This window comes from Nostoc sp. C117 (genome assembly GCF_043099735.1).
Classification (GTDB): Bacteria; Cyanobacteriota; Cyanobacteriia; order Cyanobacteriales; family Nostocaceae; genus Nostoc.
Genome location: NZ_CP170991.1, coordinates 2954152 through 2969621, shown reverse-complemented (window position 1 = coordinate 2969621; position 15470 = coordinate 2954152). Strand labels below are relative to the sequence as shown.

The window sequence follows — 15470 nt, the reverse complement described above, 5'->3', positions numbered from 1 at the left end:
GCCTATAGGGGGTTAGGTCTGTATTGAACTCAACCCGAAAGCGCTATAGTTTCATTAACATTTTTGAGTCATCGGTGTGGAAAAGACAATACACAATGTTGTAGTTTTTGGCGGAGGGAGTGCTGGATTTCTTTCTGCCTTAGCGTTAAAGGTGAAGATGCCAGCTTTGAACGTGGTCGTCGTCCATTCCACAACCATTCCGATTATTGGAGTGGGTGAAGCGACTACCGCTTGGATACCTTGGTTTCTGCATAAGTATCTAGAATTAAATCGAGAGCAATTCTATGAAGAGACACAACCTATTTGGAAACTAGGAATTAAGTTTATTTGGGGAGATTCTAGTCAGTCTCACTTCAACTATCCTTTTGTGACTCATCTGGCAGATAAACTCAGTGTTTTGAGCAAAAGCACTGCTTACTATTGTCTTGATTCCACAACTGAATCCAGCCTTTATTCACTGTTGATGGAGCAGTACAAGTCGCCTTGCTTCCGGAGAGAAAATGGGGATTTCGTAGTTGATGAACGCTTTGGCTACCATATTGAAAATGTTAGTTTCGTTTCTTATTTAGAAAGAAGAGCGGCAGAAATTGATATCAAAATTATTGATAAACCTGTTGTCAATATTGAAGTCGTCGAAAATGGCTATATTCGCCAACTAAAGTTTGATGATGGCACAATGCTAGCTGGCGATCTATTCGTCGATTGTTCTGGTTTTCGCTCGGCTTTGCTAGGAGAGATTCTGCAAGAACCCTTTTGTAGTTTTGCCAGTAGCTTGTTTTGCGATTCTGCTGTCACAGGCACATGGATGCGAGATGATGTAATCAACCCCTTCACAACTGCCCAAACCATGCAGAGTGGATGGTGTTGGCAAATTGATTTGCCGGATAAAGTCAACCGTGGCTATGTATATTCATCCGCTTTTATCAATGATAATGATGCTCTGCAAGAGATGAAACGTCACAATCCTCTGATGAGCGATCAGCATAGTCTTATTAGGTTTAAGTCAGGGCGACATCAACGATTTTGGGTAAATAATGTAGTCGCTGTGGGCAACGCTTCCGGTTTCGTAGAACCTCTAGAATCAACAGGATTACACATGATTGGCGAAACCATTAAATGTGTGTGCGATGTGTTGATTGATTCAGACCAGCAACCCACCCCAGCCTTAATTAATCTTGCGAATCGAGCGATCGCCCAAAAGTGGGATGATATTCGTGATTTTTTATCGATTCACTTTAAATTCAATCACCGAGTAGAATCAGAATTCTGGCAACACTGCTGGCATCAAACTGATATTGGTGATGCCGAAGCAATAGTAGACTTTTTTCAACACAATGGTCCATCAAGCCTTGGTCAAATTCTGCTCCGTCCCAATAGTGTTTTTGGATACAACGGTTATCTGAATCTGCTCATGGGTCAAAGAGTGGCTACGAAGTATCAAAGCCACAATGACATCTGGGATTTAGATCATTGGCGACAAATCCAAAACTATTTCAAGAAGCAGTGTACTAACGCCTTATCAATTCATGAGGCAATTCAGGTTGTTAAAGAAAGAAAATGTCAATGGCTGACTTCATAAATACTATTCCCCAGGTGCCTCGCGTTAACCCCAATGCCCATTTAATCCTCAGTGAGACGGGTGAGGTTTGTAGCTGGGTAGGTAACGAAGTGTTCGCACTCGAAGGCATTAGCCCCAGCACCATTCGGGAACTGTTGACACCGATCGATGGGGTGCGATCGCTTGAGGCAATTTATGCTGAACTTACAAATTCTTACGATCGCAACTACTTACATGAGATTGTCTTGGCTTTAAGTCAGCTGCATGTCTTAGAGGAAGTAGTAACTGAAACTGCACCCCCAAATTATGACTCGGAATTGCCAATCGTCCCTGAGCAAGTACGCCAAAAGGCGATCGCTATTTTAGGCAATCACCAGTTACTCGATACTCTCAATCAAACCTTTACTACGAATGGTTTTCAAAATCACCGCACTTTCTCATTCACAGATTTTGCTTCCTGTCAAACGCCAGAATTTCTCGCTCTCCAGCAAGAAAGGATACTTCTCAATGGCTCTTTCAAAGTGTCTGAAAATAGTCTAGACGCTGTGAGTGTTTCTGGACTATGTGAACTCTTTCAAAAATTCGACTTTGTAATCTGTGCTTTGGAAGGTGTACCCTATCAAGCCTTATTCGATGTCAACAAGTCAGCCCTAGCTAGTGGCACACCGTGTTTATTTGTTACTGCTTCCCCAGAAACAGCACTCATCGGCCCAACAGTGATTCAAGGAACCGCTTGTTTTGGTTGTCGAGTCATCACCTTGGAAGCTATTCCACCGGTTTTACAGGATATTTTGCCGCAACTGTCAACCCCCATCCTTGCCCAGGCAGATAGTCCACTTTTGCCCTCCATAGCGCAGGTTTGTCTTGAAGAAGCGATTTCCATTTTAGGTTTGAACTTAACGCCAACTCGCGCCACCAGCGTTGTGAAAATTAATCGGCAAGGCGATTGCACCGTCAAGCGGCTGCTTCCTAGTGGTGAATGTCAGCAGTGTACATCGCAATTAGATGAACCGTTGGGAGTGCTGCAACGAAGTGCGATCGCTGCGGCTGCCCAAGAAATCGGTCGGATCTGGCCGAACTCACCCAATGCTGCAATCCGTGCAGCCGCCGATCCTTACCAAACAGTAGGCATTTTGGGTGGCGGAACGGCTGGTTATCTCACGGCTTTAGCCTTTCGCGCTCTCAGACCAGACATCAAGGTAACTTTGCTAGAATCGAGTGCTATCCCGGTGATTGGTGTGGGCGAGGCAACGACTCCAGAACTCGTTAAGTTTCTCCATAGTCCCCGCTTTTTAGGGCTAGACATCGTTGATTTTTATCAGCGCGTGCTTCCGACATGGAAATTGGGGATTAAGTTCCAGTGGGGACTGCCCGGTGATTATGAATTTACGTTTCCTTTTCAGCGCGGACGCTTGCTAGAATCGCTTCTCTATGATTCAACGCTGAACAATCAGTCATTAGGGGCAATGCTGATGAGTGGCGATCGCGCTCCCATTTTTGATCGAGGCGATGGTACTCCGTTGTCTCTACTTCACCAGATTCGCTGGGCGTATCACCTCGATAATCGGCGGTTTGTTCGTTATCTACGAGAGGAAGCGATCGCTGCCGGGATACAGCATATTGATGTGCAAATTTCTGATGCCCAGATATCTGCCGATGGTGAAAGTATTAGCCATCTAATTACAGAGGATGGGCGTAAACTAACTTACGATTTATATATTGATTGTTCCGGCTTTCGCTCGATGTTGCTAGAGCAAAAACTTGGCTCCAAATTCGTGAGTTACCAAGATACCCTCAGCACCGATCGAGCGATCGCTGCTACCGTCCCTCATAATGGCACTATTAAACCTTACACTCTCGCCGAAACCATGAACAATGGTTGGTGTTGGAATATTCCTTTTGAGGATGCCGATCATCGGGGGTATGTGTTTTCTTCAGCATTTTGTAGTGCCGATCGAGCCCTAGAGGAAATGCGTGGCAAAAATCCGGGGATGGGCGATCCTTGGCTTGTGAAGTTTCGTTCCGGGCGGCATGAGCATTTTTGGAAAGGCAACGTTGTGGCGATCGGTAATTCTTATGGGTTTGTCGAACCCTTAGAATCCACAGCCATCCACATGATCGTTCTCGAATTGGAACTCCTACTTACCAACTTTCCAGCATCAAAGCAAGATGAGGGCGTGAAATCTGTACTTAACCGCAAAATTAGCGATCGTTGGGATGCTCTGCGTTGGTTTCTCGGAATTCACTACAAGTTCAATCACCGTTTATCTACTCCCTTCTGGCAAGCAGCCAATAGAGACACAGATATCTCTGGCGCAGCAGAGCGATTAGCATTGTTTAACGAGCGGGCGCCCTTATCTTATCGAAATTCGCTGTTTTATACACTGCATCCACCAGAGTTTTTCTCTGACGATCACTCCTATGACACATTATTAGCTGGGCAACAGGTATCCGCCCGCTTTGTGGAACCCGTGGAAGATTTAGCCACTTGGCAACGCCAACTCGCAATCCTCAAAGGGCTGGCTAGTACTGCGATGCCCCAGCATCAAGCCCTCTCCTGCTTGCGCGAGAAACGGCAAGATTTGCTTTACGACTTTGCAAAGCGCCGAGATAGTTGGTTACACACTTGGCTTCCTGCGTAGTGGTATATGTCAAACCCTTCGGGTAGGGAAAAGGTTAAAGGGGAAAGGGAAAAGGGAACTTCATAACTAAAGTTAGGGGGTTGATATGAGGACGCTGTATTTCTGAGTTTGTAGTAAGCACTTCAGTGCTTAAAAATCCAGGACTAAAGTCCTTACTACGAACTTTTTTACCCTTCAGAACTAATAGACCTCTTGCAAAAGTAACTTTTGCAAGAGGGGGGAAAGGGATGCATGTTAAAGGGAAAAGGGTTTTTATTAGCCCTTTTCCCTTTACCCCTTACCCTTTTCCCCACTTCTGCAAGAAGTCTAATGCAATAGCGTAAGTCCTTGACTATTTTCTTTTCAAACAATCGTTAACAATCCTTCTTTAAGCAAACGGCGTACTAACACGATCTTGCTATTGTCGCTGGCAAAATCGGGCAACGATTTGATCGCAAATGCGGCTTCCGACTCAACAATGAAGCGGAAAGCTGGCTCAACGTATGCTGGTCCTTCAACTCTGTTTTGGGGAAATTGAATCATCACCACATCCCCTTTCCTGACAGTTGTACAAATCATTCCTTGGCGTTTGATAACATAGGTATCCAAGTCAATCTGTTGCAACTCGTCCAATTTACTGAAATGGCTATCTGCGAGTGGAGACAGTGAGCCAATGAATTTAATAGTCAGTCGTTCAACCGCATCATCAATATCGACGCTATTAGCAAAGGTTTTGAGTAAATCTTTCAATTGATTTTTTGTCTGCATCCTGGCATCATCCTCATGCACAAAGCTAACGGGAACTGCTTTGCGAAATTCGACATTTTGCTGCACTATTGATGTGAGAGCTTCCTGAATCAGGTCAATCCAGCGATAAACAGGGATACCGACGGTGATATGAAGTGAGGAAGTATCCAGCGTCTTGGCTTCATGCACAAAACCACGCGGGATATATAACATATCGCCTGGCTTGAGTTCAACTTCATGATTAGGAGCCTTCAGTTGATCCCGTAATACTTCTTGTGGTAATCGTCGAGCATCTTCTAGCATTGGCAAATCCCAGTAGGAATCATAGGTACGCCAGAGTTTAGTTCCCGAAAGCTGAAGAACAAAAACATCATGTGTATCAAAGTGGGGAGGAAATCCTTGAGCAGTTTTAGGGGTCAAGTAAAGATTGACATTTGCTGGATGATTGAGATATTTTTCCAGATTTCTGCAAAGTGTGGCGATCGCTTCCCAATGCTGTTGCAGATGAAATATACACAAGGTATTGCCTTGATTATAGGCATCATAAAATTGATAAATACTAGGAGATGCATTGGGATCGATAGAGCCTTTCCCCCCTAATTTATTCGCTTGATTGGACAAATCATCTGCCACTTTCGATACATTAAAGTCAGAATAGCGAATGCCACTAAAGCGAATGAGCGAGTCAACATCGTTCATGGAAAACAGACCTGAATAGTAATCTGTTTCTTTTCGTGAAACAACAAGGCACTGCCGCTCCCAGTATTCTTTAAAGAAAGTTACGGTATCGATAGGTTGAATTAATTTCTCAAAATCAAAGTTAGTGCTAAACATTTTTGGAGTTCCCTAGAAAATGGATGAAAATTTCTTTAATTTTGAATTTTGAATCTTACTTCGGCAAAACTATGGTTTGACGCACAGCACGCTTGCCTTGGCGTAGCCGGTCGGAGACATCGCTTTTACGAGTACCTCCAGCCATCTGATACTCATGGCTATTATTACCATATTTATAAGCAATCCCACGCAAAATTTTTTCAGAATAGTCTGCTAAATCCTGTTCATTTTCGACGAGCTGGGTTAGTAAAACAGACATAGTTAAGTATTTCACAGTACTCTTTACCAATGAAAGCCACATTTATTGTTTAAGCACCGCATTGCTTTGCCTCAAAAGCGGATTCTATTTAAGGGAATATGCTGTAATACCAAGTTTAATGTGAAGTTGCAGATATCTCGATCCCCCTAAATCTCCCTTCAAAAGGGGGACTTTGATAGATATTTTTTTGGTTCCCCCCCTTAATAAGGGGGGTTAGGGGGGATCAAATTCTATGCAGCTTCATAAAGAATTGGTATAACACCAGTTTGTTTCTTATAACGTCAAGGCGGAAGCTGCTACAAAGTGCGCGAAACACGAAAACGTGAAAGCGGAAGCTGCTACAAGGAAGACGGAAGCTACTACAGAGTGCGCAAAACACGGAAACGTGAAGGCGGAAGCTGCTGCAAGGAAGACGGAAGCTACTACAAAGTGCGCGAAACACGGAAACGTGAAGGCGGAAGCTGCTGCAAGGAAGACGGAAGCTGCTACAGAGTGTGCAAAACACGAAAACGTGAAGAAAGTGTTCCCTTCAACTTTGCTCAGGAAACGCTCTTGCTGAATTTTTATAATTTTTGTAAAATTTGAACAGCAGTTAATGTTTAGATCGGCAAATAGCAGTGAAGCGATCGCCTGTTTTAATCAGTGCGATCGCAGTAGCAGTAATTGATTTCCCTAAACAAAATGTTTCCTGAGCGGAGTCGAAGGGAACATTCTAATCGCTCTTAGTACCAATGCCATCGCAAAGGTGCTTATCGCTCACATTGGGATTGTTTTGTAAATAACCACCTACCCTAGCGCAACTGTAGACGATTAAATCATCTAGGTTATTTAGGTACACCTTCCAAAGTTTGACGGTGTTGTCATCACTTGCAGAAACGATGGTCTTGCCATCGGGGCTAAATGCGACGCTATTGACCGAAGAGCTATGGCAACCAGAAAAAGGTACTTTTTTAGACGGAAAAGTTTTTGAAATATGGCACTCAGAAAATATAACCAACTATCTAAATAATAACGATCGTCATGTGATTATTGCTATTTATCCTCATGCAGAGAGTGCAAAACAAGCTGCGGAATTTTATAAAGATTGGATGGGATTATTTTGTTATCGCAGTAAGATTTCGTGGGCTTATTGGCAAAGTCGTTTAGTCAAAGAATCTCTGCTAAATCATTATAAACAGATTGAAGAAAATAGAAAAATTACTAACCCAAGCAATTCTCGGCAAGAGAAGCAGAATATTACGACTTCTCGCAAGATTTGTACACTTTCACAAATTCTTCTGGTTCGCTAAAATCTAGCCAAAAAGCCACTTGGGTAATGTTACATGCCTGAGGAAAGGCATTTACCTGACACCAGTTTCTCAGATCGGTTTCCCAGCTTTGTGTTTGTTCAGATAACTGAACTTTTTTACTTAAAATTGGATAAAATCCAGACAGCCTTAAGGCATCAGGAAGAAAGCACTCAGTGACTGAGAAATAGTTGCTCATGCCTCGCCCCCACCATCGGGGTACATTGACAAATCCTTCTAGCCGCGCGATCGCTTCCATCATCTCAGAAAATTCCCCTGGAGTGAAGGAATTGCTCGATAACCAAGCCGGAAATTCAGCCTCGTTAGTAACTCCCCTTTCTTGGAAAAAATGTTGTGTAATTTTTTCAGTAATGCTAATTCTCAAACTCGCTTCCGATTGGCTGTTTGTCTGTTCGGCTAAAGCCCAGAGAATAGCAATCTGACGATACAATCTACCTTCACAACTCACTAATGCAGTCACAATATCGGCATCTGCGTTAGTTGTCTCTTGCCGATCTGAAGAGATATCCTTACCAACAATTATCAAGATAAATTGATGCAATTGCTCAACCTTTTTGGTAAAGGTATCGTCTGCACTATAAAGTTTAAGCAATGCCTGAATACGACCCAAACGTTCAACTAAGACTGGTATTGCTGATGCATCCATATCTAACTCTAGTTCACTCAATATTTGAGAACTATAAACATCAGCTAAATCAGCCTCCAAGGGTTGCAGATTCTGTTGTTGGGCTACAGCATCACACCAACGAATTAGTCCAGCAAGATTACGCAATTGAATGTAAACCCTGCCGAGAAATCGGGCTTCTTGGCTTAATTTTTCAGTCAGAGGCAACCAGGAATATGCTGTCCGTAATGGACGGATAGCAACTCTAGCCTGAAGTTCCTCTATAAAAATGGACTTGTTGAGTTGAAACTTTACTTGCTGATTAGCAGCAGTACCACCACTTTCTCCAACCATAGCGGCCAGATGTTTCAGCAGTTCAATGGCATCTGACTGTTTTTGATCCACATAGCCGCCATTTTGCACAAATTCCAAAAACTGGGCTAGAATCTGGCGATCGCCCCCCTGCATCTCAGCATCAGCTACTGCTTGGCTCAAATGTCGTTGAGTGAAGAACTGCCGTTTGGCACAACTGATAATTAAACTAGCGATCGCCCGATCGATAATATTTTTGTCTACCGCCAGTTGAACTGTAGCGCGGATGTTTACTAAGGCATCAGTTAAGGGTTGGTATTGGAATTGAGGGTTGCTATGCAAAATTGCCACTTCATCATCCCCGATGTACTGTCTGTCTCGGTAGGCTGCAAAAATAGCTCCAAATCCCTCCATGCCAAAGGCTTCCAGTTCAGCGGCTCGAAGCGCCCCCATACTACTTGCCCCAAATACTCGCACTCCTGCTTCTAATGCCCAGAGAATTTCTTTATGCCAAACTGAAGCGCTGCGGTCAAAAAACCCGTCAATAATGGCAATTACACGCGGTTGTAACCGCAGACAAGCAAGAATATCACCACAACGGACAGGATCGAGGTAACGGGCTGGTAAAATTTGACTGGCTTGGGTAACGGATAGGGTGGGGCCAAGAAAGATGAGAATTTGACTAGGTTCCAAAGAATTCGAGTGCATATTGGATTTTACAAAGACGAAGGGAGATGCATACCCGGTACAATCACATGAACCACTGGAATCCCATACTCTGGTCGCGTATGATTGACAAACACAGCTTGCTTAAATCCCTGAGTACTCAGACAAGTTAGAATTTGTTGAATTTCTTCTGCAAACGTTGGGGTAAAAGCTAGCTCAGGCTGGGTCTCAAAATCAATTAGGGTCGCGATCGGTCTTTTGCTGCTAGACTTCATCGCTGGGCTACCTGGCATCCTGATGTGTCCAAGGGCATAACTCTCTGGATGAATGTCATCCCGACTACCTGCAATCACAGTTACTCGTGACTGAGCCGCTTCAGTAATCGCCCGCGCTAGAGCAATTTCTTTGGAACTGTGGCATCCCCACCCTGCTGCTGTCGGTCGTCCATGCCAGTTTTCCCGATCGCTAATCAAGCATTTATAAGTAGGTATTCCTATAGTCGAAGTTAAATCAGTAATCACGGCTGTCGCCCCGGCAAGTTCAACTTGATAGAGTAAAGATTGCAAAAGCGGAGACTGGATAGTTTGACTATCAACCAAACAGTTAATCCGTTCCTCCAGAGGTAAGCGCCACCAACGCCACTCAGCTTCGCGCTCAATGACTTCAAACAATCCATGAGCGATCGCTTCTAGTAAATGGTTTCCTGATGCTAGTCCATTACTAGAAGTGCTGAACAGATGAGTATCACGTTTTTCAGTTGTGGTGTCTAAATCAAGATACGCCTGTGGTACGTAAACAGGTTCACTCGTAAATAAATCGGTTCCACAAATCCAATCTAACGGTAGAGCAGGATGATAAGACTGCGATCGCTTACCTGGTTCTAAAACGCTAGGATCGATTGCCTGGTGATGTCGGCAGACTTCTTCATAAGAGGCAACCATCTCTGGTTGTGCCAGGTTTTCTGCATGATAAGACTCCACAGATTCCATCACCGCCGAGATCATCGCTAGCAGAAGTGAAATTCCCTTGCCTTGAGAACCAGAAAAAGCTTTTCCGTTAGGACGAATCGCTTGAGCAACAGGAATACCAATGCAGTCAAGACCAGTAATGTCTGCAACACGCGTGATGCCAAAAGCAGCCAGAAATTCTTGTAGCTTCTCCCAAGTAGAATTAGGTTGTTCTGTCCGAAACGTGCCGTCAAGATTTAGCTTAGGAGCATTCAGAGTTTGCCACATTCGCTTGTTTCTTTTTCAACTGTTAATGAGAGTAATAATAAATACTCTCGCTTGAAGGAATCTCAAGATATTTATTGTGTTACATTAAGCACATCAAACATGACGTTATAATTAGCGCTTTTGAAAATTACGATATCAAAATCATTAGAGGATGTTTTAAAAGTCTTCTTATCAGTACGAAAACGTTTTAGATCCCCCTAAATCCCCCTTTAAAAGGGGAACTTTGCTCCGCTTCCCCCCTTTTTAAGGGTAACCAGCGCGGTCTTCTCCCAAAGGGAGAGGCTAGCGCCTTTCCTTCGGAACGCTATGCGAACGCGGAGCGTCTCGTAGAGAAGGGGGTTTCCCCATGAGCGACTGGCGTGGGCTAGGGGGGATTAATAAGTGCCTAAAATCACAGCTAACCACTTTTAAAACAACCTCTTAGAATAAAAGGTTGGCGTCGCAATTTAGCAACGCCTTTCCTTAAGTCACAACGTGCAGTTGTAATGACACCGCCAGCATTAAATCAAGGCTACCAGCAACACATAACTGTCTCTTTAACTGTGGATGAAGCCAGTCCGCCAGCTACACTTTCTAACTCGTTTTCTGACAATTCTCGGTTAGTTGGTCTTGCTTTAATACCGTTAACACTATTAATAGACCGGATATTCACAGATGGAGAAGCAGTTGACAAACCTAGAACCTTTCTTTCTGCAGAAACCATCACCGCTTTTACGTCATCAGCGTTAAAATCAAAACCGTTTGTCTGACCTTGTTCAACAGCTATTCTCGCAAACTCACCTGCTTCAGTAGCATCCAACGCTTCACGTAGCGGCGAATTGGCTGGTTGGGCTAAAAAAGTTTCATAGTATTCGACAAAGCTTTCCTGAGACATTTTGAACTCTCCTTAAGATAAGATACTTAGCTTTTAGCTTGAAGTAGGCAACTAAATCTGAAGCCAGGTCATTAACTTCAAAAGTATTGTTCCCCAATCGCTAGGCTATAGAACAATCACTTAAATTCTAGTATTGTTCAATACAATAATTGCTTGAAGTATAGTCTAATGTCCAGATCGTTTAAGTCAAGTTTTGTAACTAATAAAACATTATTTTTGTATAGCAATATACAAAAATTAACGTTGAGATTGACAAGTTAGTGCGTACTTGAACCTTAAAATGTTCCATAATCGTCGTCTAAAAATCTTTAATCTTCTAACTAATGAATAGATTGTAGGAATTTCATCTTTTTGCATTTTTTTCCTCAAGGGTTCGGATTATCGCTGCAATCAGCTTTCCTGAACGATGCGAATCAAACCCGTGGCGATGAAAATTGAACATCGCAACTGCGGCCAATATGTCAACTAGATCCTGAGTCAATTGACCAAGATGCTGGAGATTAAGTAATTCCTTTGCAAGTATGTCGTTAGCTGTGGCATATTTTTGCAATATCTCTGCTTCTGGAGACTCATACAAAGTTTCGAGAGAAAGCAGTTCAACTGTTGGAATTGTGGCTTCAGAAGGTGTGGAAATCAAAGCCGCTAAACTCTGCCAGGTTGCGAGAATAGCTACCGGATCTGACAGAGTACGGGTAAAGAGATCGTGCAACACAGTTGGCACAAGTAAGTCTTTGGAAACAACACCAAGGTTATGTCGATCGAGATAGTCAAGCATGAGCCATAATGAAGTGTCTGCGTCGAAGTGCTGATGAACCAACTTCATGGCTTGCAACCCGCCAAATCGGTCTGTTTCAGGCTCATAGTCACTAAAGAAAAATAAATTAATTAAATTCTCACGCCCAAGTGCATACATGCGATCGGAGATATCAGCGATCGCTTGTTGCCGATCCACTGTTATAAAAAAACGCGCCCGCACATCTGGCGGTTTTCTCATAAAGAAGAAACAGGGCAACAAATCATGACTCCGCCAGTGAGTAACTAACGGTTCGAGTTGGTCAAAAAGGGCACGCGCACTCGATAGTGCATTACCCTTATTCCTGACGAGTCCCACATTAAGTTGTACCCAATCTCCGTTTTCCCAGTCCTGACTACTACATTGTGTAGTTGAAGTTAATTCGTCGGTCATCGAAACTCCTGAATCCCCATCAAAATTGTCCCAGTCCCCAGTCCTCAGTTCACTGATGTTAAATCAAGAAAAGAAAGGTTGACAATAGAAGCTGGCTTAAAGCAGCATTACGGCATGTTAGCAATAAAAAAACGTGGTTCTCGACAACATCGACCGTATCGAAGCACCTCCAGCAGATGTCTTTTACCGAGAGTATATTCTGCCCCAGCGTCCAGCGATTATCACCAATCTCTTTGAAAATTCACCACTGCGACCGATGGATAGCCTGGAAAAGGTAAAAACAGGGCTGACTGACATCCCAGTTGAAATCTGTCCAAATTACATTGCCGATCTGCTAAATTCGACATCAGCTAATGTTCCCCGAATGATGAATTTAGGTGCATATCTTGATTTCCTAGAAGCACAACCCACAACTCTTGATATCTGTGTTGAGTATCCTACACCCCAAAAGCTACTTCAGTTATTGCCCCTGAATTCATATCAACATTTAAATGATGAAAGCGATCTATACTCCAATATGTTCGTCGCTGCCAGCAATAATTATGCTCATTTGCACTATGATGCCGATCAACGTAATGTTTTGTTGTTTCAAGTTTTTGGCACAAAGCGATTTGTATTGATTCATCCGCGTGAAACTCAAAAGCTAGATGCGATCGATCGGCCTAATCTCTGCCGTACCAGTGGTATCTTTCTGGAAAATTTCTCAGAAGCCGAGAAAACAGATTTTCTCCGATATACCAACGCTTATGATGCGGTACTTTATCCTGGTGAAACTATTTTCATGCCGATGATGATCTGGCACTACATTGAGTACTTGGAACCAGCCATGTCAATTGCTTATCGTTTGGGACGCAATGCTTATAATCAGCGATTGGCTAAACTTTTTCCAGCCCCCTCGGTTGATGTTCAGTCCCTATCGCTGTTGCTGCAAGACGAGATAGAAGCGCGATCGCATCATCTAGAATGGTTAAATAAACTAGAGGCTGTAAGCGATTCATGGTCGGGGAGTGAAAGCGATCGCCGGGACACTTTAAACTACCTTTCCCTAAGAATTCGGGGGCAATATCTTGGTCTTGAGCCGATCAAAAATATTCGAGAGTTGAGAAGACGTGAAGCGATGCTAAACACTCGCCTGTTCTGACCGAATCAACCGTGCATAGGAACCATCAAGCTGCGACATTTCTTGATGAGTACCGCGTTGCACTACTTTACCCTTTTCTAGAACAATAATTTCATCACAGTCGCGGATGGTACTGAGACGGTGAGCCACAATAATGCAAGAACAGCCTCGATAACGCAGATTTCGGTCAATAATTTTTTCCGTATCAGCATCTAAGGCACTGGTTGCTTCGTCCATGATCAGAATTGTGGGATCGTTGACTAATGCACGGGCAATTTCTAAACGCTGGCGCTGTCCGCCACTGAAATTAGCAGCACCCTCAAGTAAGTTACCTTCATACCCTCCAGGTAAAGCTAAAATCACTTCATGAATAACAGCATCTTTACAAGCTCGGACTAATTGAGAATTAGACACTGTATCATCCCACAAGGTCAAATTATCTCGGACAGTACCAGCGAACAGAAAAATTTCCTGTTCTACCATTCCCAAGGAATTAGAAAGTATCGCCCTAGTAATTTGCTCTCTGGGAATACCATCAAAGAGAATTTCTCCCGACCAAGGTTGATACAGCCCAGCGACCAATTTGGCAACTGTTGATTTACCAGAACCACTACTACCAACTAGCGCTACTCTCTGCCCTGGTTTAAGTTGAAAACTCAGGTCTTGAATTAGAGGCCCATCTGTCCGTGAATAGCCAAATGTAACATTTTTTAATTCTACATATCCTTTAAGTTCGCAGACTGAACCATACTGTATTGAGGTATGTAAATTATGACTATCTAATTCTGAATCGGTTGCGTTTTGCAACACATCATCTAGGCGATTTAAGTCTCCTTCTAGTTCTTGTAAAGTACTACCGAAATTGACTAGAGAGTTGACTGGAGTCAAAAAGCTAATCATTAAACTTTGGAAAGCAATCAACATCCCAATACTGAGATGGCCATCCATGACTCGTAGACCACCAATAACTAAAACTGATAGTGAGCTTAAACTCATTAAGAAAACAGGTAAAATGCCTAGTACTTGATTGGTAATACCTAACTCTTGCTGACCGTTGATAAATTTTGTATAGTAACCTGACCAACGGGAGAAATAATCAGATTCCAAGGCTGATGCTTTGAGGGTTTCCATACTTTGAAGGGCAGCAATTTCTGTCCCTGCAACTTTGCCTCTGTCTTGGATGATTCGCATATAAATATCTGTGCGCTGTCGGGAAATCCACTGCAAAGTCAAGATATTAATTGCCGCAAAACAGATAGCGATCGCAGTCAGCACTCCATCATAAGCAAACATGACTAAGGCATAAAATACCACCATGACGGTATCAATTACAGTCCTGGCTAACTGTCCCGATAGCACTTCTGCAACTTTAGTATTGATATTGATTCGACTGCTAATTTCTCCGGCAAATCTTTGGGCATAAAATGCCACTGGTAAGCGAAGAATATGGTAGATGAATTGCCCAGACATTTCCACCGATAATTTGATATTTAGTTTTCTCAGAAAACGTCTTTGTAGTAATGTCAGTAACACCTGAATAATGACTGTGATCGTCATTCCCAAAACCAATGGGCGCAACCAGTCTGTGCGATTTTCTACCAAAATATTATCAACAAAAATTTGATTAAAGACTGGTAAAACTAACCCTGGAATGACTAGAAAAAATCCTGCTAAGAAACAATAGAGAATGGCTCCCCAAGAACCCCGCAAGCGGTCAAAGAGTGCGCCGATTAAGCTCGGTTTGCGACCCCCACGTTGGAATTCTGGGCCTGGTTCCATTACTAAGACAACCCCTGTATAGGCTTCATCAAATTCTTTAAAGGAGACTCGCCTCGGTCCGGTAGCTGGGTCATTCAAATAAACCCAATCTTTTTTAAATCCCTCTACTACTAGGAAATGATTAAAATTCCAAAACACAATGTATGGCGGAGGAAGTTGTTGTAATTGTGCCAATTGCTTTTTAAAACCCTTGGCTTGCATTCCATAGTTTCTCGCAGCTTTGATCATGTTAGAGGCTTTGCTACCATCACGGGAAACACCGCAATTTTGCCGCAGTTCTGCTAAAGGCACAATTTTACGATGGTAGGCCAAAATAATCCCGAAAGCTGCTGCTCCACATTCCACCGCTTCCATTTGCAATAGAGTGG

At 43.2% G+C, this 15470-nt stretch carries 12 protein-coding genes; 4 read left to right on the top strand and 8 right to left on the bottom strand.

Annotation, left to right across the window (positions count from 1 at the left end; all coding sequences use genetic code 11):
* Nucleotides 1–76: 76 nt before the first annotated feature.
* Together ACFG4S_RS13190 and ACFG4S_RS13185 are read left to right on the top strand one after the other, a co-directional pair.
* Entirely contained in the window at nt 77–1579 is a 1503-nt protein-coding gene (locus tag ACFG4S_RS13190) for a tryptophan 7-halogenase (protein ID WP_392535229.1), read from the top strand.
* Entirely contained in the window at nt 1564–4200 is a 2637-nt protein-coding gene (locus ACFG4S_RS13185; RefSeq protein ID WP_392535228.1) for a tryptophan halogenase family protein, read from the top strand. The genes ACFG4S_RS13190 and ACFG4S_RS13185 overlap by 16 nt, the downstream gene beginning before the upstream one ends.
* A 342-nt stretch (nt 4201–4542) precedes the next feature.
* Here ACFG4S_RS13185 and ACFG4S_RS13180 read toward each other — a convergent pair whose 3' ends face one another.
* The 3 genes from ACFG4S_RS13180 to ACFG4S_RS13170 form a co-directional block, all read right to left on the bottom strand.
* Nucleotides 4543–5760 (bottom strand): cupin domain-containing protein, encoded by a 1218-nt coding sequence (locus ACFG4S_RS13180; RefSeq protein WP_392535227.1) that lies wholly within the window; start codon nt 5758–5760, stop codon nt 4543–4545.
* A 55-nt stretch (nt 5761–5815) separates the two neighbouring features.
* On the bottom strand, nt 5816–6019 hold the full coding sequence (locus ACFG4S_RS13175) for a hypothetical protein (RefSeq protein ID WP_392535226.1): 204 nt from the start codon (nt 6017–6019) through the stop codon (nt 5816–5818).
* A gap of 712 nt (nt 6020–6731) precedes the next feature.
* Nucleotides 6732–6992: a WD40 repeat domain-containing protein gene (locus ACFG4S_RS13170; protein ID WP_392535972.1), complete on the bottom strand. Its 261-nt coding sequence runs from the start codon at nt 6990–6992 to the stop codon at nt 6732–6734.
* Between ACFG4S_RS13170 and ACFG4S_RS13165 the strand changes: the two genes are divergently transcribed.
* A complete protein-coding gene (locus ACFG4S_RS13165; RefSeq protein ID WP_392536161.1) occupies nt 6874–7308 on the top strand; it encodes a hypothetical protein in 435 nt (144 codons plus the stop codon). The two genes, ACFG4S_RS13170 and ACFG4S_RS13165, sit on opposite strands and share 119 nt — an antisense overlap.
* Here the strand turns inward: ACFG4S_RS13165 and ACFG4S_RS13160 are convergent.
* The 4 genes from ACFG4S_RS13160 to ACFG4S_RS13145 all read right to left on the bottom strand — a co-directional run bounded on the left by ACFG4S_RS13160 (nt 7256) and on the right by ACFG4S_RS13145 (nt 12203).
* A complete protein-coding gene (locus tag ACFG4S_RS13160) occupies nt 7256–8950 on the bottom strand; it encodes a TfuA-like protein (protein ID WP_392535225.1) in 1695 nt (564 codons plus the stop codon). The genes ACFG4S_RS13165 and ACFG4S_RS13160 overlap by 53 nt on opposite strands.
* An 8-nt stretch (nt 8951–8958) precedes the next feature.
* Nucleotides 8959–10143 carry a YcaO-like family protein gene (locus tag ACFG4S_RS13155; RefSeq protein ID WP_392535224.1) on the bottom strand — a complete coding sequence of 395 codons (1185 nt, stop codon included), beginning with the start codon at nt 10141–10143 and terminating at the stop codon, nt 8959–8961.
* Between the two features lie 511 nt (nt 10144–10654).
* The gene (locus tag ACFG4S_RS13150) at nt 10655–11017 is read right to left on the bottom strand and encodes a hypothetical protein (protein ID WP_392535223.1); all 363 of its coding nucleotides are present in this window, start codon (nt 11015–11017) and stop codon (nt 10655–10657) included.
* 343 nt (nt 11018–11360) lie between these two features.
* Nucleotides 11361–12203 (bottom strand): thiopeptide-type bacteriocin biosynthesis protein, encoded by an 843-nt coding sequence (locus ACFG4S_RS13145; RefSeq protein ID WP_392535222.1) that lies wholly within the window; start codon nt 12201–12203, stop codon nt 11361–11363.
* Between the two features lie 133 nt (nt 12204–12336).
* Here ACFG4S_RS13145 and ACFG4S_RS13140 point away from each other — a divergent pair, with 133 nt between their 5' ends.
* Nucleotides 12337–13344, top strand: coding sequence for a cupin-like domain-containing protein (locus tag ACFG4S_RS13140; RefSeq protein ID WP_392535221.1), 1008 nt, complete (start codon nt 12337–12339; stop codon nt 13342–13344).
* On the opposite strand, the gene ACFG4S_RS13135 is transcribed toward ACFG4S_RS13140, so the two are convergent.
* The gene (locus tag ACFG4S_RS13135) at nt 13324–15456 is read right to left on the bottom strand and encodes an NHLP family bacteriocin export ABC transporter peptidase/permease/ATPase subunit (protein ID WP_392535971.1); all 2133 of its coding nucleotides are present in this window, start codon (nt 15454–15456) and stop codon (nt 13324–13326) included. The two genes, ACFG4S_RS13140 and ACFG4S_RS13135, sit on opposite strands and share 21 nt — an antisense overlap.
* Between the last annotated feature and the right edge of the window lie 14 nt (nt 15457–15470).

What these genes read in the sequence shown, in the direction of transcription:
- ACFG4S_RS13185 (WP_392535228.1), top strand. Translation starts at nt 1,564, where the DNA reads ATGGCTGACTTCATAAATACTATTCCCCAGGTGCCTCGCGTTAACCCC.
- ACFG4S_RS13180 (WP_392535227.1), bottom strand. Translation starts at nt 5,760, where the DNA reads ATGTTTAGCACTAACTTTGATTTTGAGAAATTAATTCAACCTATCGAT.
- ACFG4S_RS13175 (WP_392535226.1), bottom strand. Translation starts at nt 6,019, where the DNA reads ATGTCTGTTTTACTAACCCAGCTCGTCGAAAATGAACAGGATTTAGCA.
- ACFG4S_RS13160 (WP_392535225.1), bottom strand. Translation starts at nt 8,950, where the DNA reads ATGCACTCGAATTCTTTGGAACCTAGTCAAATTCTCATCTTTCTTGGC.
- ACFG4S_RS13155 (WP_392535224.1), bottom strand. Translation starts at nt 10,143, where the DNA reads ATGTGGCAAACTCTGAATGCTCCTAAGCTAAATCTTGACGGCACGTTT.
- ACFG4S_RS13150 (WP_392535223.1), bottom strand. Translation starts at nt 11,017, where the DNA reads ATGTCTCAGGAAAGCTTTGTCGAATACTATGAAACTTTTTTAGCCCAA.
- ACFG4S_RS13145 (WP_392535222.1), bottom strand. Translation starts at nt 12,203, where the DNA reads ATGACCGACGAATTAACTTCAACTACACAATGTAGTAGTCAGGACTGG.
- ACFG4S_RS13135 (WP_392535971.1), bottom strand. Translation starts at nt 15,456, where the DNA reads ATGGAAGCGGTGGAATGTGGAGCAGCAGCTTTCGGGATTATTTTGGCC.